Below are 24,122 nucleotides of genomic sequence, written 5' to 3' on the forward strand. Positions count from 1 at the left end.
CTCCCTGAACGAAGTATCGTAGGTTGGAGTGCGGGATCAGCTAACCTGGGTGACCATGTCTTCACGCGATTTGCGGACTTTCGCCATCGGCAGCAACCAATCACCGGTCGGATCGCGATAGCCCAGTGGCAACAGCACAACCGAGCGCAATCCCCTTTCCTTCAGACCAAGAATTTCATCCACTTCAGGAGGAGAGAATCCTTCCATCGGCGTGCTGTCTACTTCCTGTTCCGCTGCGGCGACCAACGCCACGCCCAATGCAATGTATGCTTGGCGGGCGGCATGCGCGTAATTCACTTCGGCATCTCTTGGGACATAGTTTGTTTTCAGATTGCCGTAATACTGATGGATCAAAGGAATCTCGCCGCGCGCTTCGACGTTCAATTTTGTCACATCATCGATGCGTTCCTCGGTGTAGTTATCCCAAGCCGCAAAAACCAACAGATGCGAACATTCGGTGATCGGCGATTGATTGCTGGCGGCGGCACAAATTTTGCCCTGCACTTCGGGGTTTGTGACGATGATCAACTCAAATGGCTGCGTCCCGCTGGATGTGGGTGCCAACCGGATTGCCTCGATTATGGCATCGATTTTCTCTTGTGGAACGTCCTTTGCTGGGTTCATCTTCTTGGTCGCATAGCGCCAGTTTAAAAGCTCGATCAGCGTCTTATCTGTCATATTCAGATCCCTATTGCCTGCGGCCACAACGGTCGGTATATTTTGGTAACTGGATATTTATTCAGAACCTTCACCACTGGCAAGAAGGCACATGCCTGAGCCCTAGTTACACGCAGGGAACCACCATGACTGAGAGCAACTCAACTTCCTGCGTGAGCCCAGCACAGGACCCAGGCCAATGCCCCGAATGCAAGAGGATCAACGAAGTCCTGACCAGAGTTGGCGATCGGTGGAGCGTGCTCGTGATCATATCGCTCGCGCGTTACGGCACGCTGCGTTTTAACGCGCTCAAACGAAACCTCGGCATCTCTCAGCGCATGTTGAGCCTCACGCTTCGAGAATTGGTCCGCGATGGCCTAGTCGTTCGCACGCAATATCCAACAATCCCGCCAAAGGTGGAATACAACCTGACCCCAATGGGGGAATCCTTTCGGGAACCTGTGAATGCGTTGGGGTCATGGGCTTTGAACAATCTCACAAAAATCGACGCGGCCCGGGCCAGCTACGACGAAGCAACCTCAGCCGAAACGCCCGTCAGATAGAGGCTAAAGACAACCATCAGCGAACAATGATGAATGTGTAAGTGGTGCCCAGAAGAGGACTCCGCCAATATCCGATATAAGTTACTGCTTTTACTGAACTTCATCCCGCGTTGATCCTACCTCTTAGTACCTATGCTCAGTACCTTTGGCAAGGATATGAGTCCTCATTAGGGACTCGAACCTATTACGCTTTACGTTCCGTTGTCTCAGCAAGGGGATCACAAAAGACGTCCTATAGCACTGGAACTGAAAAATCGCCGTGAGGTGGACCTAGGGTCAGCCATTTGGCCCCTTCTCGGTCCAGCTTTTCTGCGGCTTTGAGGGCAGCTTAGTGTCCCATGTCGACAGTCAAGCAGGGTCAGTACCCTTTTACGGCAAAACGGGACGCTAAGGCCTCAAGATTGGCGAATATGAGGGAGACGCGCGCTTTGGAAAAACTCAATGATTTCAGAGGGGTTTCACAAAAGGTGACTTATTGCAGAAGAATCCAGAAAATGACGGGCTTCGAGCAGGGGATCACTAAAGTACACCTATTGCAGAAGAACCCAAAAATAGCGGGATTCCCTGAGGGGATCACTAAACACGACCTATAGCATTAGAATCCAAAAACGGCGGAATTCTGCGAAAGGATCACTAAGTACCCCCTATAGAGAAGAAACCGAAATCTCTGATCTCTCACCCGACCGACCCTACGTAGTGGCAGCGACCACAACGAGAGAGGGGGTAAGGGGGTGAGAGGTAGTAGGAGACTACCTTAGTACTAAGGTTAAGACCCTCTTAGAGAGACCAAAGAGATGATAGTAGGACCGGGTAGTAGGACTACCTCAGTCCTTCCCCGTTCTCATCATCATCCCAGCCTCACCCTTGAGCGAAGCACTAGAGACTGCCCCCCAAGAGGCAGCCCTGAGGTCCATCCCGATGAACAATCCACACGCACGGCCCTACAGCTTCCCCACAAACAAACACCCCGAGCTAGCCGCGTACCTTTCAGACCGATCTAAATACGATCCCGACACCGGCTGCCTTGAGTGGCAACTAGCGATGGCCGATGGGCGCACCCCCACGACATCCGCAAACATCAGCAAGAAGTACCGCACCAAGCAAGTCGTGCGGCTGGCATGGATCGCCCACACAGGCAAACAGCCCAGCAAAGACAAGCAACTGAGGCGGTCCTGCGGCAATCCCCGCTGCATCAACCCTGAGCATATCGTTGCGGCAAGCCCAAGCGATGCCTGGGTCTATCCAGATAGTCCCTTCCCCGCCATCACAAGCGTGGGTCACTTCAAAGTGGGCAAGCACTTAGTGCCAGCCAAAGTGGTTCACTCTCGCCAGACTTGGCCACCACCCATAGACCCTGCGAAGGGCATAAGCGACCAACACAAGCACGACCTCCTCCCTCTTTGGGTGGTCACTGCTATCCGGCGCGCAAAGGTCCGCGCGGTTGAAACCAAGCTGGCCTGCGGAACGCTACGTTATGACCTCCCCCCTTGTGTAACCGAGATCGAACACACCGAACCGCCAGCCCCTGAGTGGAAACCCACGGGATGGAGCGACGATGATTGGGCAGAGGCAGTTGAGAACGCAGCCCTCCCTATCGCGGCCTAGCAGCACTCGCTGTGCATCAGAGGGCAATTCTATGCCCTCACCCACCAGCCGAAAGCCAACCCCACCATGAAAGAACCCAACCCATGAATAATGACGAACTCCCCCAAGCTCTCCAGCCGACCAGCGCCGACCGAGCGCGAATGGCTGAGCTTGACGCAGAGGCAACCCGCCTGACCGGTGGTCGCGTGATCGCCAAAGACTATTCCAACAATGGCGGATACAACCGCACGGTATATGGGGCTGACGGGTCTATCGTCGACAAGGTAGTCGATGGGCAATCCCAAGCCTCAATTGAGCAGCAAGCAGTCCGCCGCGCTCAGTCATCTGCAAACGCAGAGATACAGCAGATCGAGCGGGATATTCAGAATCTCACCGACCAGCGCGATGAGATCGCTGGATACGACTCAAAAGGGAAACCAAAGTACCGGCGCGACGAGGCAGGCCGAAGCCTCTTGGACAAACGCATCAACCAGCTCCAGCTGGGGCGGGTCAACCAACTCCGGCTCAATGAGACCAAATGGCGCAAGGAAGCCGCGAAGACTTTCCAACGCCAAGATGATCACCGCGCCCGCGCAGCCGAATTGGCCAAGGAACTCGAAGCCAAAGGCCAAGTGACCCGCATTCCCGGTTTCTAACCCAACAAACATTCCCCTCAGGGCAGCCCCAAAGGTTGCCCCATGCGCCCCTCAGGTTTTCGTCATGGTCCTCCTGAGGGGCCACCTTTCCCATCATCAGACCATGACACTGAAAAGGATCATGACCGAGACAAAACACACATCGGCCCCTAAAGGCCGCGAGCGGACCTGCACCCAATGTGGCGCAACCTACCGCTCCCCAAGACGCTCCAAGTACTGCTCCCCAGCCTGCCGCAAAAAGGCGAACCGAGGGACTGCCCCCACGGGAGGCCCAAGGGCTGGACCCAGCGGGTTCACACCAATAACCAAAGCCCTGCTGAAAGTTCGCTATGTTGGCTGCCTTGGCTCTACTGGAAAGAGTAGCGAAGATGGCCCTGTCTTTGGCCTATTGGTCCCACACGAACATGCGCTTCAAGAACTTTCCTTTCAGTTCAACCGCAAGGGCTTTGGTCACGTAAGCCGTGAAGAGTTCACTGGTGCACTGCGCCGCGACAACATCCAAGGCTACGCCAGCCGCAGCACTGAGGCCGCAGGTCGGAAGCAATGGCAGGACCGGCAGCGACAGCGCGAAACGCCCGCTTTCTGAGTTCCTCTTAGCGTCCCATTTCGCCGAATAAGGGTAGTTACCCTACTTTGTTATCGACATGGGACGCTAAACAGCCGCCAAAGCCTCAGAAAACGGCGTGGATAGGAAGCCAGTTAGGTAGACCCAAGGCCTGCCTCAGAGGCTTCTCTGTCGATACCACAAACTGTCGGCCAGCGAGTCAGAGAAAGACGTTTGTAGCTTTCTAGCCATAATCTGGAAAAGAGTGCCAAGACTTTGCAAGCGTTGAACATTAGAGCAGCGTCTGCTTTATTGTCGCTCTGATGAGTTAGTTTATCATCTCACTTTGGCTATCAGCTTTTTTGAAAGGTGCCCTATGGATAAATCGAAAGCTGCCAATGCAATGAAGGTTGCTCACGAGGATTGGGGTCTATTCGGTAACTGTGTCTTGGGGTTGGGAGTGATCGTCCTTGCTGGCTCATTCTTTATTCCAACAACAGTAGACGTCAATGGAAGATTTGGCATTTCCGAAAGTGTGGTGAATTTCCACGGGGTCGCGATACAAGCGATGGTTGTGATGACCGGCTTAGGGGCAATTCTCGGCGGCATACTATGTAAAGGAATTTCAGCGATCATTAGGGCATTGAGAGGACAAATGCTTGCGTCCTCTCTCACTGAAGAAAGGGAGCCGAGTACCGAGACTGAAGTAACTACTTGAACGAAAAGAGAGACCAAAGCTTGGCGTTGGACCGCTTGGAGCGGGAGGCAAGGCTGAGCAGTCAGCTTTCCACCTCAAGAGTGAACGTCGGACGATGTCCGCTTTTCACCTTTTTTTGATCCAAAAATCTGAGACGGTATTGATAGAAACGGTCGAACCAGTTTCCCCCGATGGGGGGTGAAGGGAAGCGTCGACAATCGGCGACCCCCGTTTGTCAAAAGCTATTTGGTTCCAGCCCCATATTCTCGGTAGTGATACTCGACGCTGAGCTGACCGACCATCCCCTCTAAATACTCTTGAGACGTGACGAGCCGCGCTTGAGCATACAATATGCAAGCCAAGAGTGCGGTCTGGGTGGTCAAAAGACCTAAAATCAAAAAGCGAAATCTTTTCGACAAGCCATCCTCCTTTATTGATGCTGAGCATCCGATTAACTTACTCCGGGACTCCTTGCTGCTTTGTTGAGTCCAAGCGAGTCCAAACCGGGCTGACCTGAGCTTGACGGTCTTGCACGCCCGTTCGACCTTCACCTACAAAACTGCCTAGCGAGCGTTACGCGATTTTGTATGGAGAGATTGAATGTGCAGAGTGGTGGCATACTACCGAGTATCGACAGATAAGCAGGGCCGCTCAGGGCTTGGCCTAGAAGCCCAGCGCCAATCTGTCTTGACCCTTTGCCAATCACGCGGCTGGGAAGTGATCGAAGAGCGCACTGAGATTGAGAGCGGCAAGGTCGCGGATCGCCCAGAGCTTAACGCGGCGTTGCACCTAGCAAAGGTCACTGGGGCAACCCTAGTGGTGGCCAAGCTGGACCGCCTCAGCCGCTCGGTGGCCTTCCTCAGCGCCTTGCAGGACAGCGGAGCCAAGTTTGTCGCTGCAGATATGCCTGAGGCAAACGAGCTGACCGTCCACATCATGGCAGCCGTTGCGCAAGCCGAACGAGAAGCCATCAGCAAGCGCACCAAGGATGCCCTTAGGGCCGCCAAAGCGGCAGGCCGCAAGTTGGGCAATCCGAACGGAGCGGCTGCGCTTAGGCGCGCTGGGAAGGGCAACAAAGCAGCGGTAGAGACAGTGAAAGCGGGGGCCGACGTCTACGCCTCTGACTTAGCACCGGTGGTGTCAGACATTCAGGCTAACGGCGCTGTAACCCTAGCGGGTATCGCAGCTGAGCTAAACGCCCGTCATATCCTAACCCGCCGGGGCGGCTGCTGGCATGCATCTAGCGTCAAGAACTTGCTGGCAAGACTTCATTCGCCTGAGGTGGTCTGATATGTTTTGTGGACAAACGAGCCAATAACAATCCTATATCGAAGCAGAATTCGATATGCTTAGAAAAAGAACTTGGAAGGTGATTCTATTTGACGGATTTATCGAAGGTCACAAGCGAATTTGAAGCAAGGCGTCGCGAAACGCTTGCAGACGATTTCGATTTCCAAGCTCTCCGTGAGATGAATAGAGACTCGGATGGCTCAGCGCTAAACGATCAAGTTGATCTTTTCCTGGATTGGGCCTCAGCTCTACTTAGACGGATTCCAAAGGACTGGAAAGAGTATTCAAAGCAGCCCCCAGCCGATCTTCATAATCTGTTCGAAGAAACAGCAAAGCTCCTCCAGTCAATACAAAGTGTCAGCTCTCAGACGACCGGAGCCCGGGGCGCGCATCTATCCAACTTGAGTGGCCGCATCCAAGGTTTGATGGCCAAGACTGTCAATTCCAACAAGGAATTGCTGTTCCTTCAAATGATCGGCGAAGATCGCAGCTCCGAGGCAGGTATATTGCGAGCGCGCTTAAGTGTGTCGTTGTCCAACATGGAGAAGACTCTCAATGAATCGCGAGCCAATGCGTCGAAACTACAGGAAATGGCCGAAGCCTCCAAAGAAGCTACGGCAAAAATCGCAGCCAGTGGCAGGGCGCGTGTCTTCCACAACGAGGGAAAGGGCTATGAAGATGCAGCACGTATCTGGCTTGTCACCACAGCGGTTTTGGCGGCACTTCTAACTTTTCTTGCCTTTGCTTTCGCATTGGGATGGTTGTTACCACTCGCAAAGGGGGCAGACGCCGGCCAATTAGCTACGCATTTATTCAGCAAGGCCTTAATCCTATTTACACTCGGCGCGGCCCTCACTTTCTCAGCAAAACAGTACAGCGCTAACCGACATAACGCGGTGCAAAATTACCACCGCAGTAGCGCGCTCAGAACTTACCGAGCACTTCTAGCTGCAACGCGAGACGAAGCGGTACACGAGGCCATTCTCCAGCAGGCTGCTCAGGCTATCTTTTCTCCAAGCGACACCGGTTACTCTAAGCATGCCGCACAGTACGATCAAACACCGATTGTACAGCTTGTGCAGGGAATGACGAAAGACGGAACGCCGCCCGCCTAGAGTTTGTAGCGTTCCAGTTTTTCCACCTCAGCCCTGAGCGCATCCAAGGGCCATTCCCCATAGGCCTGCCCTTGCGACTTGGGAGCGTGGCCTTGCAGGGCATCCCGAGCCTCTGGGTCCACACCAGCAGCCCTTGCGACAGTCTTAAAGCGATGCCGCCAGCCATGATTGGGCTGGACCCCTTCGATCCCCAATGAGCGCACCCATTTGCCAACGTGTTCTGCAACCTTGCGTGGGTGATGGTTCTCCTCAGAACCCTCGCGACGTTTGGCAGGATTATAGAAGAGCGGCGCATGATCACCCTCCTTGCTCAGCTCGTGAAAGCGCATATCAAGTAAGTGAGAATGGATGGGGACGAAGCGATATTTGCGGTTCTTTACCGTGCCAGCGTCTGGCGTAATCCTGATGACCCAGACCCCGTCCTCCTTTCGGATATCCGAGCGGCGAAGCTGAGTAATCTCCCCAGCTCTCGCCCCGGTATATGCCAGTACCCAGGGCACCCAGCGCCGAGCGAGCCTGTGGTCCTCACTGATGTTCAGCGGCTGCGGCGTTAGGGCTGCCCTAAGGATCGTCTCAGCTTCTGCATCCGTGAGGCTCTTGCCCCGCGTCTGAACTGACTTCTTGCCCCGCACCGTCACCTTTGCGGCAGGATTCGAAGCAATCAGTTCACCCTCTTCCGCGATCTTCATGATGATATTGATCACTGCAAGGTAGCTGCCCTTCACCGTCTTAGGGGACAGGCCTCTGGCGGTTAGCGCCTTCACCCACCCGTTGACATCCTGAGGCGTAACTTGGGCGGCATCATCATGCCCCAAATGGCTCACGAAGTGAGAAACGTGACTGCGCCAACCCTTGATAGTGCGAGCGGTGGCCATGCCGGTCGCGGCGTAATCCTCGAAAAGCTGAGTGATCGAAACCCTAACCCTTTTCTCCTCTAGCTCAAATGCGGGGAGCCTATCTGTCATAGGGTCTGGGCTGTAGTCGCGGTCGATGCGCCTCTCCATGAGACGTGACAGGTCAAACCACAAAGTACCCATCTCCTGTATCAGCGCATCTGAGGATGAAGGCGATAGACGGATGCCGCTGCCCCTTAGGAACTTGTCGCGCTTCTCGATGAGCCATTCTGTAGGTTTGATGCGCCCTGCTTCGCGCTCGTCTGGGTCCGTTGGAACCAGCTCGTCTGTTGCGTGATACCAGTCCTCAGCCCTGCCGGGGTTCTTTTCGAGCTTGTCACGCTCAGCTTTGTACCACTCACCTGCAAGGGCAAGCGTCTGGAGCTGAGAGAGATTCGCCGGAGCAGCCGATGCTGTAGCTTTGAGGAGATCGATGCGGGCTTCGACACCGCGCACCCAATCAGCCGCTTCAGCCTTGGCCTGCCCAGCCGTCAGGCTTGCGTCCCAAGTCTTCTTCTCTTCCCACTTACCGTAAGCCTCACGGACAGCCGCAGGGATGTTCTTACGGGCCTGCCACCGGCCTGACTGTGTGCGTGAAATGCTGACCACTGTGATACCCACTTAGTACCTCTCCTCAGTACCTGAGGGGATAAAAAGCACAAGAGCCGCCAGTAACTTACTAGAATATCACACTTTTTGAGAGTGTTGGTGCCCAGAAGAGGACTCGAACCTCCACGCCCTTGCGAGCGCCAGCACCTGAAGCTGGTGCGTCTACCAATTCCGCCATCTGGGCACGGGTGGCGAGAAACAACTGACCGTTCTCGCCGGGTAGGCGCGGGCCAATAGCGTCCGGCTTCACCGCCTGTCAACGTGAAACCTCACCTGCCGCCCTGCCAAACCCATCGCAAATCGTGCTTCTCACGCTTGCTCAATGCAGCGCATTGACGCATGGGACTTGTCCAAACACACATGCTCTTAAGGGACACGAGCAATGTCTAACGTTTCAACAGCCAATCTTTCTTCGCTGCGTTCATTGGATGACGCGCTTATCACCGTTTTCGGTGGGGGAGGGTTTGTCGGCAATTACGTCGTGCAAAGCCTGCTATCGCGCGGCGCACGGGTCCGCATCGCAAGCCGCAATCCGTCGAGTGGGTTTGCTCTCAAACCCTTGGCCAATTTGGGTCAGCTCCAATTCGCCCATTGCGACATCACGCGAGAAGACAGCCTTAGGGCTGCGCTGCACGAAGCGACCCATGTGGTGAACCTTGTGGGGGCATTTGACGGCGATCTCACACAATTGATGGGAGAGGCGCCGGGTCGCATGGCCGCTATCGCGCAAGAAAACGGCGCGGCGGCATTTGTTCATATGAGCGCGATTGGACCGGATGCCGAAAGCAGCGCCGAATATGCGCGTGCAAAGGCATTGGGCGAAGCGAATGTGCGCGCTGCGTTCCCCGGGGCCACCATCCTTCGTCCTTCCATCGTTTTTGGCAAGGATGACGGGTTCCTCAATATGTTCGCCGGCATGATCGAAATGATGCCGGCCCTTCCCGTCTTTGGGCCCGATGCCAAGCTTCAGCTTGTCTATGTTGACGATGTCGCTGATGCGGTAACAGCCGCTCTGGCGGATCCGACTTTGCATGGTGGGAAAACGTTCGAGTTGGGCGGTCCTGAAGAATTGACCATGATGCAAATCAACGAACGCATTGCCGCGGCACAAGGGCGCAACCGTCGCTTTATTGCGATACCCGATGGCCTATCCGGTCTGTTTGCGAGCCTACCCGGCACTCCCATGAGCAAGGACCAATGGACCTTGCTGAAACCCGGAAGCACCGTTTCCGATGATGCACTCACATTTGCCGATTTGGGTATTACGCCGCGCCCGCTGGGCCTTTTCCTAGACAAGTGGATGACCCGTTATCGCAAATTTGGCCGCTTTGGCCTTTCGAATGAGCGCACAAAAAGGCGGGCTCAGGGAGCCTGAGCCCGCCGATTGGTTTTTCTGCGCCAAGACATTGTCGTTGGCGCAGGCATTCATGCGATTACAAGGCATCTCCGTAAAGCGTTAGCAGATCGACATAGGCACGCTCTGCTGGCGGTGCGGAATAGGATGGGCTGTCGGGAACGGTCCAGCCGTGATCCCCGGCATACACTTCGACCTTTGCAGGGCGATCCGCCGCTTCGGCGGCTTGAGCGAATGCAGTTTTGTCATCGGGAGCGCTGGCATCGTCATCCTGCGCAACGGCGATCAAGAACGCTGCATCGGTCCGGTCCAACACGTTGTGCGGGCTTAACGGATCACCATCGCGCACCAATCCGCCTCCGTGGAAACTGGCCGCGGCCTTGATCCGATCGGGAACCGCCGCTGCGCTCCACACAGTGAACGGTCCGCCCATGCAATAACCCTGAGTGCCGATACCGCGCGCTGTGTCCACTGCCTCTTGCGTGTCCAACCACGCAGCCGCCGCAACTGCATCGCGGCCAATCGATTCCGCGGTGAGTTTTTCGCGCCACGGCGTCACAAGCGCAAATCCGTTTTCGGCGTCAAATCCTTCGGCAGAAATCCACGCCGCAAAATCGGCGAATTGTTCGCCCGCGACATCGCGATAATACGGGTTCAAGACAAGCACCGAATATCCTTTGCTGGCCAAGCGACGCGCCATGTTCCGCTTCGATTCGCGCAGGCTTGCAATATCAGGCCAGAAAATAACGCCAGGATGTGCGCCGTCGGTCGGGTGGACCCAGAACGCATCCATCGTGCCATCATCGGTTTCGAAGCTCACGGAGCTTTCCGTCACTTCCAAAGGCAATTCGCCAACGGTTTTCGTAGCGCCCACTTCGGCGCAGGCGCCCAACATCGCAGCCGATCCTGCCAGAACGCCGAATTGCCGCCGATTGACGGCGTTGCCCGCCCATTCCTTCAATTTCTCTTGATCGCACATAGACACGTCCCTTCGATGAAAATTTCACCGCGATGCGTAACACAGTCAGTGCCGCTTTGCCGCTGACAATTTACTCATCGCCTTTCAACACCTCTTACCCGTCCCTCTTTTACCTTACCACGCGTCAAGTGGGCGATGGACATTCCCACTCAGCCAAGGCAACATGCGCGTCGAGAGAGAGGGATCCATGAACAAAACGGTTTGGGCGGCATCAGTCTTGATGCTGGGCACATTGGGCGGCGCCTCGTGCAACGACGCAGAATTTTTAGATGGCTTTGGAAGCGAAGACGGCATCACGGCGGCCATGCTGACCGGGGCTGGCGAAGACCACGCCAATTGGATCACTCACGGTCGTACATATTCTGAACAAAGGTTTTCTCCTCTCGACGCGATTAGCACGGAGAATGTCGGTGAACTGGGTCTTGCCTGGTCTGCGGATATGGACACCGCGCGGGGTCAGGAAGCCACCCCATTGGTGATGGATGGCAAACTGTACCTCACCACCGCATGGAGCAAGGTGAAGGCGTTTGATGCGGCCACGGGCGAACCGCTTTGGGATTACGATCCAGAAGTCCCCGGCGAAACCGCCGTGCGCGCATGTTGTGACGTGGTGAACCGCGGATTGGCGACTTGGGGCACATCCTTGTTCCTTGGCACGTTGGATGGCCGTCTTGTCTCTCTCGATCGGGATACGGGCGCGGTCCAATGGGAAGTGCAGACCACGGACCCCGATCAAAGCTACACAGTAACCGGCGCGCCCCGCGTCATCGATGGCAAGATTATCATCGGCAATGGTGGCGCCGAATTTGGTGTGCGCGGTTATGTTGCGGCATATGATGTTTCCAACGGCGAAGAATTGTGGCGTTTCTACACCGTGCCGGATGGGAATGAGGGCGGCGAAAGCCCCGAATACCTCCAACAAGCAGCCGAAACATGGAACACAGATGTCTTGGCGGGTTCCGATGCCATCGGCGGCGGCGGCACGGTCTGGGATTCGATGGCCTATGATGCCGATCTGGATCTTTTGTATATTGGCGTAGGCAATGGTTCGCCATGGAACCGCGCATACCGGTCACCCGGAGAAGATGGGACCGGCGAAGGGGACAACCTATACCTGTCCAGCATCGTCGCAATTCGTCCGAGCACGGGCGAATATGTTTGGCACTACCAAACCACGCCGGGCGAAACGTGGGATTTCACCGCGACCCAACACATCATCCTTGCCGATATGGAGATTGATGGTGAAACGCGTCAGGTCTTGATGCAGGCGCCCAAAAACGGGTTCTTTTATGTGATCGACCGAGCCACTGGCGAATTCATTTCGGCGGAACCGTATGTGGACGTGAATTGGGCATCTGGGATTGACCCCGAAACGGGTCGCCCAATTGAAAATCCAGAGGCACGCGTGGACAAGACGGGCGAACCCGCCCTTGTTACACCGGGCGCATTGGGCGGACACAATTGGCACCCCATGGCGTATCACCCGGATGAAAATCTGGTCTTTATCCCGGCGTTCGAAGCCGGGATGGTTTATGCACCGCAAGCGGATTGGAAACCGGATCGCGCACGGGGCTTTAACGTCGGCTTTGATTTGGGCGCGGGCGATTTGCCGCCTGATCTTGGCATCCGGCGCGAGGTTGCTGGGACACTGCGCGGCATGTTGGTCGCGTGGGATCCTATCGCTCAAGAACCGCGTTGGACGGTTGAGCATCCCGGCCCATGGAATGGCGGATTGTTGGCCACAGGCGGCGGTTTGGTGTTCCAAGGAACAGCAGGCAGCGAATTCAACGCTTACGATGCATCGAACGGAGAAAAGCTCTGGAGCTTTGCTGCGCAGACGGGCGTTGTCGCTCCGCCGATCACATACACCGTCAACGGAGAGCAATATGTCGCGGTCTTGGCCGGTTGGGGCGGCGCCTATGCGATAACGGTCGACGGCAGCTTGCTTGCGGAAAAAGCGCCGGTGCGAAACGTTTCACGCTTGTTGGTGTTCAAACTGGGCGCCACCGGAGAGTTGCCGGCTGAAAGAGAACTTGCCAGCCTGCCGCTTGATCCTCCGGCAAGCCGGGCATCGGCGGACACAATCGCGTTGGGTGGAGATAAATACGCCCGCTATTGCGCGGTGTGTCACGCGCCGGCGGCGGTCGGATCGACGGTTCTTCCCGACCTTCGCCGTTCTGGTACGTTGGGCAACAAGGACGCTTGGGCCGCTGTCGTGCACGATGGTATTTTGAAGGATAACGGGATGGTCGGGTTCTCCGAATCCATGTCCCGTGATGAGATCGAGGCGATCCGTGCCTATGTCATCCACCGCGCCAACGAAGACAAAGCGATGGAGAGCGGCGCCGAATAATTCGCCCCGCTGAAATGCGTCAGACGCAAATTGTTAGGCGGCGAAGAAATTCAATTCGAGAAGCACGTTGTTCGGGTCTGAGGTGAAAATCTGCCTCAGACCCGCCGACGCCACTTCGTTGATCTGATAGTCGGCACCGCGCGCGTCGAGCCGGGATTTCACCGTTTCGAAATCGCCGCATCTTAGCGCAACGTGATGGATCGCGCCGGTCTCATCGCCGGGCGCAACATCGCGATCAAACAATCGCGGGAATTCGGCCGAATTGAGATGCAAGATCGCATTGCCGCTGGAATCGAACATCCAACGCACTTGATCCGGTCGCATTGGCGGCGGGCCATCGCCTTCCTTTAGGTCGAGCAATTCGGCGTAGAACTGCGCGGTCTGTTTTAGATCATGCGCGATGATGTTCACATGATCCAATCGTTCAACGATCATCGATGCCTCCCATTCAACCGCGGAAAACAACCGTGCGCGTTCCGTTCAGCAAAACGCGTTCTTGAACAAACAATCGCACCGCTTCGGCCAAGACGCGTCGTTCAATATCGCGGCCCTTGCGGACCAGATCGCTGGCCGCGTCGGCATGGCTGATGCGTTCGACGTCTTGATGAATGATCGGCCCTTCATCGAGATCCGCCGTCACGAAGTGCGCGGTCGCTCCGATGATTTTTACACCCCGCTCGTGCGCCTGATGATACGGGCGCGCGCCTTTGAAACCGGGCAGGAAGCTATGGTGGATGTTGATACAGCGCCCTTCGAAATGCGCCGATTGTTCATCCGAGAAAATCTGCATGTACCGCGCCAACACGACCAATTCGACATCGCATTCATCCGCAATCGCGCGCAGCTTTGCTTCGGCCTCAGGCTTTGTATCGCGGGTGACGGGGATATGATGAAACGGGATGTCGCCAATATCAGTCTGCCCAACACCGCGCGATAGGACGACCTCTTTCGGGTGGTTTGATACCAGTGCAACCGGTTCGATATTCAATTCACCCGTGCGCCACCGATACAGCAAATCGATCAGGCAATGATCCGCCTTGCTGACCATGATTAAGACACGTCTTGGCCGATCCTGAGAAACGATTTTCCATTCCATCGCGAACCGCGTTGCAAATTCGGCAAAGTCGGCGCGCAAATTGTCCGCCGTAGCTTCGGCGGGATCAAAGGCGACGCGCATGAAAAAGCGATCGCCACGGCTGGTGTCTTCCGCTTTAGACGCAGGGGCTTCTTCGTCGGCCCTGTCGTTAAACTGTTGTGCGTCAAGGATGTTGCAACCGCGCTCAAACAAAAAGGCTGTCACTTTTGCCGTGATCCCCGGCGCATCAGGGCAATCCAATGTCAGAATGAGAGGCTTGCTCATTGTGTCACACTCGGTGGGCGAACATCGGTGTCGAAGACTGGCGATGGGCTTGGGAATGTCAGGCTTGAGAAGATTGTGAAATAATCTGCTCGTGAATCATGCGGCGCAGGAACACCCCATACCGCCGACACCAAGTATCGCGATCCGTGCTTAAGTTCGAACGAAGCCTTGCCGTCGGCATCGGTCGTCAAGATTGTCGTTTCGAAGTCGGCAAATGGCCGCACCACTTCGATCCGCGCCCCTTCGAGTGGTGCGCCGCGCCACAACACCTGGATCGGCAATGGATCGCCAGCATTCAATGCAAATGGGCTTTCCAAAGGCACGATTTCGAGCGTGTGACCGATCGGCGTGGTGATGTTTTCTGTTTCGACGCCGTCGACCTGAATCAACGCCTTGGCGCGACGGGCGTACAATTCGGTGCCGTTGACGCCCGTTGTTCCTGTCGCCTCGCGATGCGCGGCAATGGCGGTCAAAGCTTGGCCATCAACGTAGTCGTTAAACCGTTGCGCTTCGAGGTCTGAAAAACTGGCATTGCTTTCAAAGCCCAGCACATAGCTACCCGGCTCTGGCACACTCAATCGGACCGTGCCTCGTTCGCCTCTTTGCGTTGTCCGCACGGCGTGCTGCTGATCTATGGTGCCATTAGGTCCGTACAGCCGCAGCGCGACGATCCGTTCCCAATACAGGCCCCAATCGCGCGCCTCCCCCGCATCGCCGACGCGAAAGGTAACACGCACCTCTTCATCAACTTGCGGATCGTGCTGCGCCGGTTCGAGCCAGAACGAATGCGCAGCCGAAGCCGCAGGAACCATCAGGGCAATAGCAGCGATCGCAGCGCGCAACATCGTCATCTCCCGGTGAGGGCCGTTTCGCATTGCTGCATCAATTCGGTGATGATGTCGGCGACGGGCTCTTCGGATTTGACCATACCCACCGATTGACCCGCCATTAGCGATCCGTTTTCAACGTCGCCATCGATCACCGCGCGGCGCAATGCGCCCGCCCAGTAATGTTCAATTTGCAATTGAGCCTCACCCATATCAACCTCTTCGCGGTCGAGCATGCCGGCGACTTCGATCTGTTTGGCGGTGAATTCTTCAGTGCCTTTGTTCTTTAGCGCGCGCACCGGAATAACGGGCAGACGCGGATCGACCTGTACACTGGCATCCGCATCGCGTGCCTTGGCGCGGAAGAACGCTTTCTTGAAATCCGGGTGTGCAATGCTCTCGGTGGCACACGCAAATCGGGTGCCCAATTGCACGCCGCTCGCACCCATTTCCAAATAGCTCGCAATGGCTTCGCCGCGGCCGATGCCGCCGGCCACAAAGACCACATGATCCTCCGCCAATTCAGGCAAGAATTCCTGCGCAAGGACGCTGGTCGCTACGGGCCCGATATGACCGCCGGCTTCCATTCCTTCGATGACCAAAGCGTCGCCACCGGACCGGAGCAATTTCTTTGCCAAAGCCAATGTCGGGGCGAACACGATAACCTTTGCGCCGAACTCCTTGATCGCCTCAACACTGCCCTTGGGCGGGATGCCGCCCGCCAACACGACATGGGAAACGCGGTGTTTTGCGCAGACCGCGATGAGGTCGAACAATTGCGGATGCATCGTGATAAGATTGACGCCGAACGGCTTATCCGTGCGCGCCTTTGTTTCTGCGATCTCATTGTCCAAAAGATCGGGTGTCATCGCGCCGCATGCGATCACGCCGAATCCGCCACCGTTGGAAATGGCCGCAACAAGATTGCGTTCGGAGACCCAGCTCATCGCGCCGCAAAGGATTGCGTGTTCACAGCCAAGAAAGTCGATGCCGCGCTTCATCAGCTCAGCGCTCTTTGAAAAACTAGTCATAATTTGTGCGATTAGGCGCAGCGGCATGATGGGGCAAGCGTCAGGAACGCAAAGGGCCCAAAATCATCCTGTCCCGGTCCATACAAAAACTTGATCGGGTGTCGCTTTGAGTGTGCTTGTATTGGCCATGCGATGCGCCATTGATCACGGCGCATTTGACGCGATCAATCGCGATAGGAAATCGACATTTTCCCGGCTGCTTCCGCTGCGAGGGCGCGGGCTTCATCGGTGTCCTCTCCCGCCGCCAAGGCCACGCCCATCCGGCGATAGGGTCGCGTAGTAGGCTTACCAAACAGGCGTAGATCGACATTCGGGCTAAGTCCCAATGCATCGGCCACGCCCTCAAAACCGAATTCCGCGCTTTCCCGGTCTGCCAAAATAACCGCCGAAGCCGACGGAAATGCGGGCTCATCACCTAGGATGGGTAAACCCATCACTGCGCGGGCATGCAGGTCAAATTCCGAAAGGTCCTGAGACATCATCGTCACCATCCCTGTGTCATGCGGGCGCGGGGACAATTCGGAAAAGATTACTTCATCGCCGCGTACGAAAAACTCGACGCCGAAAAGGCCCCAACCCTTGCCCGTGTCACCGGCGAGAGCTTGAACCACTTTGGTGGCCATCTCCTGCGCTTTGATCAGCGTTTGCGATGCCATCACCGCTGGTTGCCAACTCTCTTGGTAATCGCCGCGCTCTTGCCTGTGGCCAATGGGTTCGCAAAAATTGATTCCATGACGATGCGCAATCGTCAGCAATGTGATCTCATAATCAAACGCGATAAATTCCTCGACTATGACCCGCGCCCGATCCCCGCGCATATTCGCGCGAGCAAATTCCCACGCGGCCTCCAAATCGTTCGCACTGTCGACTTTGCTCTGACCTTTGCCCGATGAAGACATCACCGGTTTGATCACACATGGGAACCCAGCATAGTCGGCCGCGGCGCGCACATCGGCCAAGCTTTCCGCGTATCGATAACGCGATGTGACAAGGCCCAAATCCCCTGCTGCAAGATCACGGATCGCATCGCGGTTCATCGTCAATTGGGCTGCGCGTGCGGTGGGAACGACGTTAAAACCCTCGGCTTCGAGTTCAACGAGGACTTCGGTTCGGATCGCCTCGATTTCGGGTACGATGTGGTCCGGGCGGTGTTTCAATACGGCGGCGCGCAATGCGTCCCCGTCCAACATAGAAAACACCTCGGCTTCATCCGCCACCTGCATTGCGGGGGCATCAGCGTAAGCATCGCACGCGATTACTCGGGCGCCCAAACGTTTTGCAGAAATGACGAATTCGCGACCCAGTTCACCAGAACCCAGCAGCATGATTGTAGATGTGAATGGCATCGCACACGCCTAGCGTCAGATGGCCGCTGCGCCAACCTTGCACCCCGCTTTCCCCCGATTGCACCCAATGTGCCGCCTCATGAACGGCGTTTGACCGCGCGCTCCACCGCCTCATCCATCGCGCGCGTCACCGCCGTGCCGTTGGCGACCGCGCGGACGGGTTGATTGCACACGCGAACCCGCATCCCGCCCCCTGCCCGCGCCATGACCAATCCCAATTCTGCCTGACGCATGGTCCAGTCGACGCTCACTTCAACACGTGCGAGGCCGGCGCTGGCGGTTAGTTCGGGCGTGCGTTTTGTCGGTGCCGAGGTAAGCCCCGCAAAGGTTTCAAGCACATCCTGAGCCCAACTCCGTGCCTGACGCAAAGACATGCCGGGCAACAACACCGCAAAGCGATCACCGTCCAATTGCGCCAACACTTTGTGCCGATCGATGTCCGCGCCCGCCATCGTCTCTAGGAATTTGGCAAATCCCCATTGGATTTCGTCGGCGGTGCGTTGGCCATATTGCATGAACACAGCCCGCAAGGAATCCACCGCCATAATCGCGACCGTCTGCTCGCTCCCCTCGGTTAGTGACCGGCTAAGGCTGGCATTGAATGCATGGCGGTTTGCAAGGCCTGTCATCGGATCAGTCAGTGCGTGCGCGTTGATCTCCCCCTCAAGAGAGCGCTTGTGTTGAACCGACCTGATCAGGCCCAATGCGCCTTGTGCAGCACTATCAACTGAGCCGTCTTCGGGCTCGATGACCTTCAGGCTAAAGGCGTACCAACGCAAACAAGAAGGTGCATGGCAATGCCCCTTTGAACAAGATTGCCCATCGATCGACGGAGGAACAGAATCCGATTGGCTGAAATGGTCATCATCCAAAAGGTCGGAACACGACCGGATAGGAAATTCGATCCACCCCGCCTGCCCTTCCCCTGAAAGAGCCCGCGCAACATGACGGGCAACGTCTGATGAATGATCAGCGTCTGCCAAATCGGCGATGTGCGGCATCAACAACAAGGACGACAGATCGATCCCCAGCTCAGCGGCATTTTCCGACGCATGCGTGATAAACCCTGCCGGATCCAAACGTACGACAATGTCGCCCGATGCATCCTCCAAAAGCCCGTGCAGCACGCGACCTTCTTCAACACTGAAACCCAATTCCAAACCGATTGCCCCCGGCCTTGTGACGATCACTTGGTCGATCCACCTCTCGGTCGTGGGGTTTTTAACTAACTTTGAAAGTATTACTTTTCCAAAATCACAATATTCACGGCTATTGGTGAGTAATATTAGTTAGTTTTGTTTGCTTACCCGACTAAAAAACGAATCAACGTTATCAATTGTTTACCATCTTTTATTGATGTCGGGCAGCCGTATGTTCGTAATATTGAAACTTCGCCCTAGACCTCGATCATGATCCGCACATTGCTGGGCTCTGTTCCGTATTTGGTTGCGATACGCAATCGGCATTCTTCAACCAACGCACTGTTGTGATTGTTGGGGGTTCCGACATTCAGATCGCCCTCATCCACGCCGAGCACATGGGCGATCGCCTCCATACGTTCAGGTAACGGACGCGCCTTGCCCTTTTCCCATGCCCAAACGGTTGGCTTGCTAACCCCCAATTCAGCCGCAACCTGAGCCAATGTTAGCCCCTTTTCACGACGCAGTCGGTTGAGGCGAACTCCAAATGGATCGCTTACGATAGGGCGATGGGCGATTGTCGCACGATGATCGACAATATTGGTCGGCGCGCCTTTATCATGAACGGCCGGACCGCCCCGCAATTGCGCCGCAGCAAGCGCGGATTCACCCAAAGATTGTTGAAACGCGCAACCAAACAAGTTGCCGCTTTCCCAAACGATTTCGGCGCCAACCGGGCCAATATCGGGCATATCCACGGCCAAGACCTCGCCAACATTCAATGCCAGATCTGTCTCAATCAATAGACCCACAGCCGAAACGTTATGGATAACCACATTCGCTTCAACCCCGCCGGGCAGCACGCCGCTGGTCTCCAAACGCAAAGCGCGGCGGGCTTGTCGGCGCGGATCAATGGATGCGCCGTGCGATTGTTCTTGAAAATTGGACGATTGTGCGGGGGCGAGGTGGGCTTTGAAGGCCATTGCATGAGACTCCTTGGGGGAAGCCTCATTTTTTCGTTACAAGAGTTAAGAAGGAGTTAGCGCCGCTCAACCAACTCGTCGAAGCGGCGCGTCTACCCTTCAATCCACCGCATCGAGCCCATAAGCGGTGTGCAAAATTCGCACCGCAAGCTCAGTTTCGTCTTCATCAATCAGGACGCTAACCTTGATCTCTGATGTGGAGATTGCCTGAATGTTGATGCCCCGATCGGACAACGCACGGAACATCGTGCTGGCGACACCTGCATGGCTTTTCATGCCAACACCGACAACGCTGATTTTGGCGATATGGCTGTCGGTGATGATGCGATTAAACCCGATGGCATCCATACGATCTTCCAAAAGCGCCTGAGCGCGCGCCAGATCCGCCTGAGGGACGGTGAAAGTCACGTCGGTTTCGCCTTTGTCGCGACCCACGTTTTGGATGATCATATCAACATTGATCGATGCATCGGCCAATGGCGTGAAAATATCCGCCACCGCGCCAGGCTTGTCGGGCACACGGGTGAGGATGATCTTTGCCTCATTTTTGTCATGCGCAATGCCGGTTACCAGCTGGCGTTCCATATCGCCGTTCTCCACCAATTCGTCCATTTCTTCATCCGAAACAATCAACGTTCCGGGCAATTCGTCGGCTGAAACCGCATCGTCGCCAACAAAGCTGGAGAGCACTTGAATGCGCACCCCTTCCTTCATTGCGAGGCCGACGGATCGGGTCTGCAACACTTTCGCGCCAACCGATGCCAGTTCCAACATCTCTTCGTAGGTGACCGCCTTAAGCTTGCGGGCTTTGGCCACGATGCGCGGATCGGTTGTGTAGACCCCATCAACATCGGTGTAGATATCACAGCGGTCGGCTTTCACCGCCGCGGCCACAGCGACCGCCGACGTATCCGATCCGCCACGACCCAACGTGGTGATCCGCCCATCATCGGATATCCCCTGAAAGCCGGGCACGACGGCAATTTCACCGTTAGTCATGCTCTCAGACATATCGGGTGCGTCAATGCTCTCAATGCGGGCCTTGGAATGCGCCTCAATCGTCTTGACCGGCATTTGCCAGCCCAGCCAGCTGCGCGCTTTGCAACCCAGGGATTGCAAAGTCATCGCGAGCAGCCCGCTTGTGACCTGCTCGCCGCTGGCAACAACAACATCATATTCTGCTGGATCATAAAGCGCGTTTGCTTCGCGACAGAAATTGATCAATCGGTCGGTCTCACCGGCCATGGCGCTCACCACCACGGCGACTTCGCTCGACACGCCATCGGCATTCGGCGCGGCTTGCGCGCGCACGATGTTGGCAACACGGCGGATTCGTTCGGTGCCGGCCATCGATGTGCCGCCAAATTTCATCACAATGCGCTGCGTACCCTCGGGTCTCCCTTGGGACATATCTCTGGGGGCCTCTTTGGCCAAAACACGGCACTCCTATTGGGTGAGGTTCCTCTAGTGAGGTTTGCTCCGCGCTGCTAACGAGAGGAAATGGGAAACGCAAACGTATCAAATGTAACCATCCGCCCGGAAGAGGCAGAGTTCTTCGCCGACCTCGCAAAAGATTGGTGGAACCCAAAAGGCAAGATGGCCAGCCTGCATCAGGTGAACCCGGTCAGATTGGAGTTCATTCGGGCTGCGATTGACGACCATTTCGGCGATGCGGTGGGCTATGATCGCAAAAGCATCCGCCCTCTTTTGGGCAAAACTGCGTTGGATATTGGTTGCGGGGCGGGGTTGGTTTGCGAACCGTTGTCGCGATTGGGCGCAGCGGTGACCGGCGTTGATGCAGCGGCAGAGAATGTTTCGGCGGCCGCGGCCCATGCAGAGGCAAACGATTTGGATATCCGATACTTGGCGGGCGAAGTGGCGTCGCTCGACATTGGTACTTTCGATCTGGTTACCTGTCTTGAGGTGGTGGAACATGTCGCGGATAAACCCGCCTTCCTGGCGGATGTGGCGGCACGGTTGTCACCTGATGGATTGCTGGTCATGTCGACACCCAATCGCACCGCAGCATCGCGCGTCTTACTGGTCGGAGCGGCCGAAGCGGTTGGCTATGTCCCCAAGGGCACTCATCATTGGTCCGACTTTGTCACGCCAGAAGAATTGGAAGACTTGTTGGAGGATGCAGGACTCAAAGTGATCGAACGACGCGGCATCGCATTTGGATTGGGCAAAGGTGGATTGGGCACCGGCATGGGTGGCGGCCTGCACCTGTCCGATAACGAATCGCTCAATTACATTGTGTCGGCAGGCCGCATCTAAAGGATACGGTCCGCCTGTTCCGCGGTCGGCACCCAACATTCATCGCGCTTGCCAAACCAGCGGTAACGGTTGCGCGCGATCATCTTATATAGAGGATCGCGAACAATTCGCGGTACCAATTTGAACACTGCGCCTGCGCGCCAAGGCCACCCCAATTCGCTCCACATATGCAAAACGGCATCGCTGTTCATCCATATGCGGCCGCTATTGGAGTCACCGGGACGCTCGGCATCGATCAGAACAAAGCTCTCAGGGTCCTTAGGTTCGAGCCCTGCTTCCCGCATCAATTGAGCACCGACTGGGTCCTGCATCGCGGCGAGGCGGAATTTCCCTTCCGTGTCGTTCTTCAACACAAACTGAGCGTTGGCCGTGCACAAGACGCACACACCATCAAACACGATGATCGGATGATCGCGTGCGATCTCAACCATGCTTGCTATTCAGTCGGCTCCGCGAGCAGTTCGATAAGCTCGCGCGTGTTGTCGGTAAAAAATCCATCGGCGCCGGTGTCTATCGCCGCAGACCATAGCCGGCGATATTGTCCGTCAGCCGCCGGCCCGCCGTCGTTTTGAAGAGTGTTCGGCATAAAGCCGTTCTCTTTCCGCAACGTCCATGGGTGCACAATCAATCCCGCGGCGTGCGCATCGCGCACCAGAGCCGTAGGTTCCATCGTATCGGTGTTCAACGCATGGCCAAGCCAAGGGCCGATCCCGTCGGCATACTCCGCGATTTCCGCCAACCCACTGGGTGAAAGCATGTCGGACCAACGCATGTCAGGTTCATCATACGGACCGCCTGTGGGGCCAATCAACAACACCAACGGCGTGTCGATCCGTTGATCCAACCGCTGCAGGGGGCCAACTTCAAATATTTGAACAAACACCGGCGCGTCTGCGCCATCCAAGCCAGCTTGCCGCAGTTCACGCACCAACAAATCTACCATGTCGATGCCCTCTTGCTCCAACAAGACGGTGGGGTGTTTCAATTCCGGGTATAGGCCGATCGTCCGCCCGGTTTCCGCCTCTTTGGCGCGGACGAGTTGGATCACTTCGGCAAAGGTTGGTATTTGATAGAGGCCGTTATAGGCCGTGTTGCTTGGCCGGATATTTCCGACCCGTTCTTTGGCGCGCAGGGTGCGCAATTCGGCCAATGTGAAATCTTCTGCGAACCACCCGGCAACCTGCCGCCCATCGATCGTCTTAGTGCGGCGACGGCTTTCAAATTCCTCACGCGAGGCGACATCGGTTGTTCCTGAAAGCTCGTTTTCATGGCGCGAAACCAAAACGAGGTCTTTCGTCACGATCAGATCGGGTTCGATATAATCGGCACCTAGATCAATCGCCAACTCGTATGCAGCAAGAGTGTGTTCCGGCCGTTCGCCCGAGGCACCGCGATGGGCAATGACCAAGGGGCGATCCGCCCCGTCTGCCCCATTGGAACGGTCATCAGCGGCCACCGGCACACCCATTGTCAAAGCGCCAGCCATCAGGCCGAAAAAAGCGATGCGGACCATGTATCTTCCTTAAACCCGACGAGAGACTGTGCGCCATATTCTACCACTGGCCGTTTGATCATGGAGGGATGCTGAACCAGAAGGTCCACAGCCGATTGATCGTCGTCCGCTTGCGCCTTTTGTTCTTCAGTGAGCTTGCGGAAAGTGGTCCCGCGTTTGTTCACAATGACATCGACGCCGTGAGCCGCAATCCAACGCGATACTTTTTCAGGATCTGCGCCAATCCTTTTGTAATCGTGAAATGTGTAGTCCACCCCGTTTGCATCGAGCCAGCGCCGCGCCTTTTTGACGGTGTCGCAATTCGGTATGCCGTAAACGTCGATAGCCATAATGATCCTAAGTTCTTGATCCG

The 24,122-nt window shown here is 56.1% G+C and carries 23 protein-coding genes and 1 tRNA gene; 9 read left to right on the top strand and 15 right to left on the bottom strand.

The window, feature by feature from the left end; genetic code table 11:
- Positions 1-36: 36 nt before the first annotated feature.
- Positions 37-678 (bottom strand): nitroreductase family protein, encoded by a 642-nt coding sequence (locus tag BQ8290_RS07635; RefSeq protein WP_108789005.1) that lies wholly within the window; start codon positions 676-678, stop codon positions 37-39.
- Positions 679-803: 125 nt separating this feature from the next.
- Here BQ8290_RS07635 and BQ8290_RS07640 point away from each other — a divergent pair, with 125 nt between their 5' ends.
- The 6 genes from BQ8290_RS07640 (at position 804) to BQ8290_RS07680 (ending at position 7,106) form a co-directional block, all read left to right on the top strand.
- Positions 804-1,220 carry a winged helix-turn-helix transcriptional regulator gene (locus BQ8290_RS07640; protein ID WP_108789007.1) on the top strand — a complete coding sequence of 139 codons (417 nt, stop codon included), beginning with the start codon at positions 804-806 and terminating at the stop codon, positions 1,218-1,220.
- Positions 1,221-2,138: 918 nt separating this feature from the next.
- Positions 2,139-2,825 (top strand): hypothetical protein, encoded by a 687-nt coding sequence (locus tag BQ8290_RS07650; protein WP_337661204.1) that lies wholly within the window; start codon positions 2,139-2,141, stop codon positions 2,823-2,825.
- A gap of 83 nt (positions 2,826-2,908) precedes the next feature.
- Entirely contained in the window at positions 2,909-3,460 is a 552-nt protein-coding gene (locus tag BQ8290_RS07655) for a hypothetical protein (RefSeq protein ID WP_337661205.1), read from the top strand.
- Between the two features lie 920 nt (positions 3,461-4,380).
- On the top strand, positions 4,381-4,722 hold the full coding sequence (locus BQ8290_RS07665) for a hypothetical protein (protein ID WP_108789017.1): 342 nt from the start codon (positions 4,381-4,383) through the stop codon (positions 4,720-4,722).
- 579 nt (positions 4,723-5,301) lie between these two features.
- Positions 5,302-5,991, top strand: a complete 690-nt coding sequence (locus BQ8290_RS07675) for a recombinase family protein (protein WP_108789021.1) — start codon at positions 5,302-5,304, stop codon at positions 5,989-5,991.
- Between the two features lie 89 nt (positions 5,992-6,080).
- Positions 6,081-7,106: a hypothetical protein gene (locus BQ8290_RS07680; RefSeq protein WP_337661206.1), complete on the top strand. Its 1,026-nt coding sequence runs from the start codon at positions 6,081-6,083 to the stop codon at positions 7,104-7,106.
- On the opposite strand, the gene BQ8290_RS07685 is transcribed toward BQ8290_RS07680, so the two are convergent.
- Both BQ8290_RS07685 and BQ8290_RS07690 read right to left on the bottom strand, forming a co-directional pair.
- A complete protein-coding gene (locus BQ8290_RS07685; RefSeq protein WP_108789025.1) occupies positions 7,103-8,620 on the bottom strand; it encodes a tyrosine-type recombinase/integrase in 1,518 nt (505 codons plus the stop codon). The genes BQ8290_RS07680 and BQ8290_RS07685 overlap by 4 nt on opposite strands.
- 85 nt (positions 8,621-8,705) lie before the next feature.
- Positions 8,706-8,792 (bottom strand) — tRNA-Leu (locus BQ8290_RS07690).
- A 198-nt stretch (positions 8,793-8,990) separates the two neighbouring features.
- On the opposite strand from BQ8290_RS07690, the gene BQ8290_RS07695 reads away from it, so the two are divergent.
- Positions 8,991-9,983 (top strand): NAD-dependent epimerase/dehydratase family protein, encoded by a 993-nt coding sequence (locus BQ8290_RS07695; RefSeq protein WP_108789027.1) that lies wholly within the window; start codon positions 8,991-8,993, stop codon positions 9,981-9,983.
- A 58-nt stretch (positions 9,984-10,041) separates the two neighbouring features.
- Here the strand turns inward: BQ8290_RS07695 and BQ8290_RS07700 are convergent, their stop codons facing one another.
- Positions 10,042-10,941 carry a dienelactone hydrolase family protein gene (locus tag BQ8290_RS07700; protein ID WP_108789029.1) on the bottom strand — a complete coding sequence of 300 codons (900 nt, stop codon included), beginning with the start codon at positions 10,939-10,941 and terminating at the stop codon, positions 10,042-10,044.
- 187 nt (positions 10,942-11,128) lie between these two features.
- On the opposite strand from BQ8290_RS07700, the gene BQ8290_RS07705 reads away from it, so the two are divergent.
- Positions 11,129-13,294, top strand: a complete 2,166-nt coding sequence (locus tag BQ8290_RS07705) for a PQQ-dependent dehydrogenase, methanol/ethanol family (RefSeq protein WP_108789031.1) — start codon at positions 11,129-11,131, stop codon at positions 13,292-13,294.
- Positions 13,295-13,327: 33 nt separating this feature from the next.
- Here the strand turns inward: BQ8290_RS07705 and BQ8290_RS07710 are convergent, their stop codons facing one another.
- The 8 genes from BQ8290_RS07710 to BQ8290_RS07745 all read right to left on the bottom strand — a co-directional run bounded on the left by BQ8290_RS07710 (position 13,328) and on the right by BQ8290_RS07745 (position 21,390).
- On the bottom strand, positions 13,328-13,729 hold the full coding sequence (locus BQ8290_RS07710; RefSeq protein WP_108792114.1) for a VOC family protein: 402 nt from the start codon (positions 13,727-13,729) through the stop codon (positions 13,328-13,330).
- 13 nt (positions 13,730-13,742) lie between these two features.
- Positions 13,743-14,654: a formyltetrahydrofolate deformylase gene (purU, locus tag BQ8290_RS07715; RefSeq protein WP_108789033.1), complete on the bottom strand. Its 912-nt coding sequence runs from the start codon at positions 14,652-14,654 to the stop codon at positions 13,743-13,745.
- Positions 14,651-15,499 (bottom strand): DUF4198 domain-containing protein, encoded by an 849-nt coding sequence (locus tag BQ8290_RS07720; protein WP_337661207.1) that lies wholly within the window; start codon positions 15,497-15,499, stop codon positions 14,651-14,653. The genes purU and BQ8290_RS07720 overlap by 4 nt, the downstream gene beginning before the upstream one ends.
- Positions 15,500-15,501: 2 nt before the next feature.
- Positions 15,502-16,512, bottom strand: a complete 1,011-nt coding sequence (locus BQ8290_RS07725) for a nitronate monooxygenase (protein WP_108792116.1) — start codon at positions 16,510-16,512, stop codon at positions 15,502-15,504.
- Positions 16,513-16,676: 164 nt separating this feature from the next.
- Entirely contained in the window at positions 16,677-17,858 is a 1,182-nt protein-coding gene (purT, locus tag BQ8290_RS07730; RefSeq protein ID WP_108789037.1) for a formate-dependent phosphoribosylglycinamide formyltransferase, read from the bottom strand.
- Positions 17,859-17,935: 77 nt separating this feature from the next.
- Positions 17,936-19,048, bottom strand: coding sequence for a GGDEF domain-containing protein (locus tag BQ8290_RS07735; RefSeq protein WP_337661208.1), 1,113 nt, complete (start codon positions 19,046-19,048; stop codon positions 17,936-17,938).
- Between the two features lie 206 nt (positions 19,049-19,254).
- Entirely contained in the window at positions 19,255-19,980 is a 726-nt protein-coding gene (locus BQ8290_RS07740) for a helix-turn-helix domain-containing protein (RefSeq protein ID WP_108789041.1), read from the bottom strand.
- A 99-nt stretch (positions 19,981-20,079) separates the two neighbouring features.
- Positions 20,080-21,390 (bottom strand): aspartate kinase, encoded by a 1,311-nt coding sequence (locus BQ8290_RS07745; RefSeq protein ID WP_108789043.1) that lies wholly within the window; start codon positions 21,388-21,390, stop codon positions 20,080-20,082.
- 90 nt (positions 21,391-21,480) lie between these two features.
- Between BQ8290_RS07745 and ubiG the strand changes: the two genes are divergently transcribed.
- Positions 21,481-22,257, top strand: coding sequence for a bifunctional 2-polyprenyl-6-hydroxyphenol methylase/3-demethylubiquinol 3-O-methyltransferase UbiG (gene ubiG / locus BQ8290_RS07750; RefSeq protein ID WP_108789045.1), 777 nt, complete (start codon positions 21,481-21,483; stop codon positions 22,255-22,257).
- Here ubiG and BQ8290_RS07755 read toward each other — a convergent pair.
- From BQ8290_RS07755 to BQ8290_RS07765, 3 genes are read right to left on the bottom strand one after another with little or no spacing between them, the layout of a single operon-like run.
- A complete protein-coding gene (locus BQ8290_RS07755; RefSeq protein ID WP_337661209.1) occupies positions 22,254-22,688 on the bottom strand; it encodes a thiol-disulfide oxidoreductase DCC family protein in 435 nt (144 codons plus the stop codon). The genes ubiG and BQ8290_RS07755 overlap by 4 nt on opposite strands.
- 5 nt (positions 22,689-22,693) lie before the next feature.
- On the bottom strand, positions 22,694-23,770 hold the full coding sequence (locus BQ8290_RS07760; protein ID WP_443112311.1) for a glycerophosphodiester phosphodiesterase: 1,077 nt from the start codon (positions 23,768-23,770) through the stop codon (positions 22,694-22,696).
- A complete protein-coding gene (locus tag BQ8290_RS07765) occupies positions 23,743-24,099 on the bottom strand; it encodes an ArsC family reductase (RefSeq protein ID WP_108789049.1) in 357 nt (118 codons plus the stop codon). The genes BQ8290_RS07760 and BQ8290_RS07765 overlap by 28 nt, the downstream gene beginning before the upstream one ends.
- Between the last annotated feature and the right edge of the window lie 23 nt (positions 24,100-24,122).

This window comes from Erythrobacter sp. Alg231-14, assembly GCF_900149685.1.
Lineage (GTDB): Bacteria > Pseudomonadota > Alphaproteobacteria > Sphingomonadales > Sphingomonadaceae > Erythrobacter.

What these genes read in the sequence shown, in the direction of transcription:
- BQ8290_RS07635 (WP_108789005.1), bottom strand. Translation starts at nt 678, where the DNA reads ATGACAGATAAGACGCTGATCGAGCTTTTAAACTGGCGCTATGCGACC.
- BQ8290_RS07640 (WP_108789007.1), top strand. Translation starts at nt 804, where the DNA reads ATGACTGAGAGCAACTCAACTTCCTGCGTGAGCCCAGCACAGGACCCA.
- BQ8290_RS07650 (WP_337661204.1), top strand. Translation starts at nt 2,139, where the DNA reads ATGAACAATCCACACGCACGGCCCTACAGCTTCCCCACAAACAAACAC.
- BQ8290_RS07655 (WP_337661205.1), top strand. Translation starts at nt 2,909, where the DNA reads ATGAATAATGACGAACTCCCCCAAGCTCTCCAGCCGACCAGCGCCGAC.
- BQ8290_RS07665 (WP_108789017.1), top strand. Translation starts at nt 4,381, where the DNA reads ATGGATAAATCGAAAGCTGCCAATGCAATGAAGGTTGCTCACGAGGAT.
- BQ8290_RS07675 (WP_108789021.1), top strand. Translation starts at nt 5,302, where the DNA reads ATGTGCAGAGTGGTGGCATACTACCGAGTATCGACAGATAAGCAGGGC.
- BQ8290_RS07695 (WP_108789027.1), top strand. Translation starts at nt 8,991, where the DNA reads ATGTCTAACGTTTCAACAGCCAATCTTTCTTCGCTGCGTTCATTGGAT.
- BQ8290_RS07700 (WP_108789029.1), bottom strand. Translation starts at nt 10,941, where the DNA reads ATGTGCGATCAAGAGAAATTGAAGGAATGGGCGGGCAACGCCGTCAAT.
- BQ8290_RS07705 (WP_108789031.1), top strand. Translation starts at nt 11,129, where the DNA reads ATGAACAAAACGGTTTGGGCGGCATCAGTCTTGATGCTGGGCACATTG.
- BQ8290_RS07710 (WP_108792114.1), bottom strand. Translation starts at nt 13,729, where the DNA reads ATGATCGTTGAACGATTGGATCATGTGAACATCATCGCGCATGATCTA.
- purU (WP_108789033.1), bottom strand. Translation starts at nt 14,654, where the DNA reads ATGAGCAAGCCTCTCATTCTGACATTGGATTGCCCTGATGCGCCGGGG.
- BQ8290_RS07720 (WP_337661207.1), bottom strand. Translation starts at nt 15,499, where the DNA reads ATGTTGCGCGCTGCGATCGCTGCTATTGCCCTGATGGTTCCTGCGGCT.
- BQ8290_RS07725 (WP_108792116.1), bottom strand. Translation starts at nt 16,512, where the DNA reads ATGACTAGTTTTTCAAAGAGCGCTGAGCTGATGAAGCGCGGCATCGAC.
- purT (WP_108789037.1), bottom strand. Translation starts at nt 17,858, where the DNA reads ATGCCATTCACATCTACAATCATGCTGCTGGGTTCTGGTGAACTGGGT.
- BQ8290_RS07740 (WP_108789041.1), bottom strand. Translation starts at nt 19,980, where the DNA reads ATGGCCTTCAAAGCCCACCTCGCCCCCGCACAATCGTCCAATTTTCAA.
- BQ8290_RS07745 (WP_108789043.1), bottom strand. Translation starts at nt 21,390, where the DNA reads ATGTCCCAAGGGAGACCCGAGGGTACGCAGCGCATTGTGATGAAATTT.
- ubiG (WP_108789045.1), top strand. Translation starts at nt 21,481, where the DNA reads ATGGGAAACGCAAACGTATCAAATGTAACCATCCGCCCGGAAGAGGCA.
- BQ8290_RS07755 (WP_337661209.1), bottom strand. Translation starts at nt 22,688, where the DNA reads ATGGTTGAGATCGCACGCGATCATCCGATCATCGTGTTTGATGGTGTG.
- BQ8290_RS07760 (WP_443112311.1), bottom strand. Translation starts at nt 23,770, where the DNA reads ATGGTCCGCATCGCTTTTTTCGGCCTGATGGCTGGCGCTTTGACAATG.
- BQ8290_RS07765 (WP_108789049.1), bottom strand. Translation starts at nt 24,099, where the DNA reads ATGGCTATCGACGTTTACGGCATACCGAATTGCGACACCGTCAAAAAG.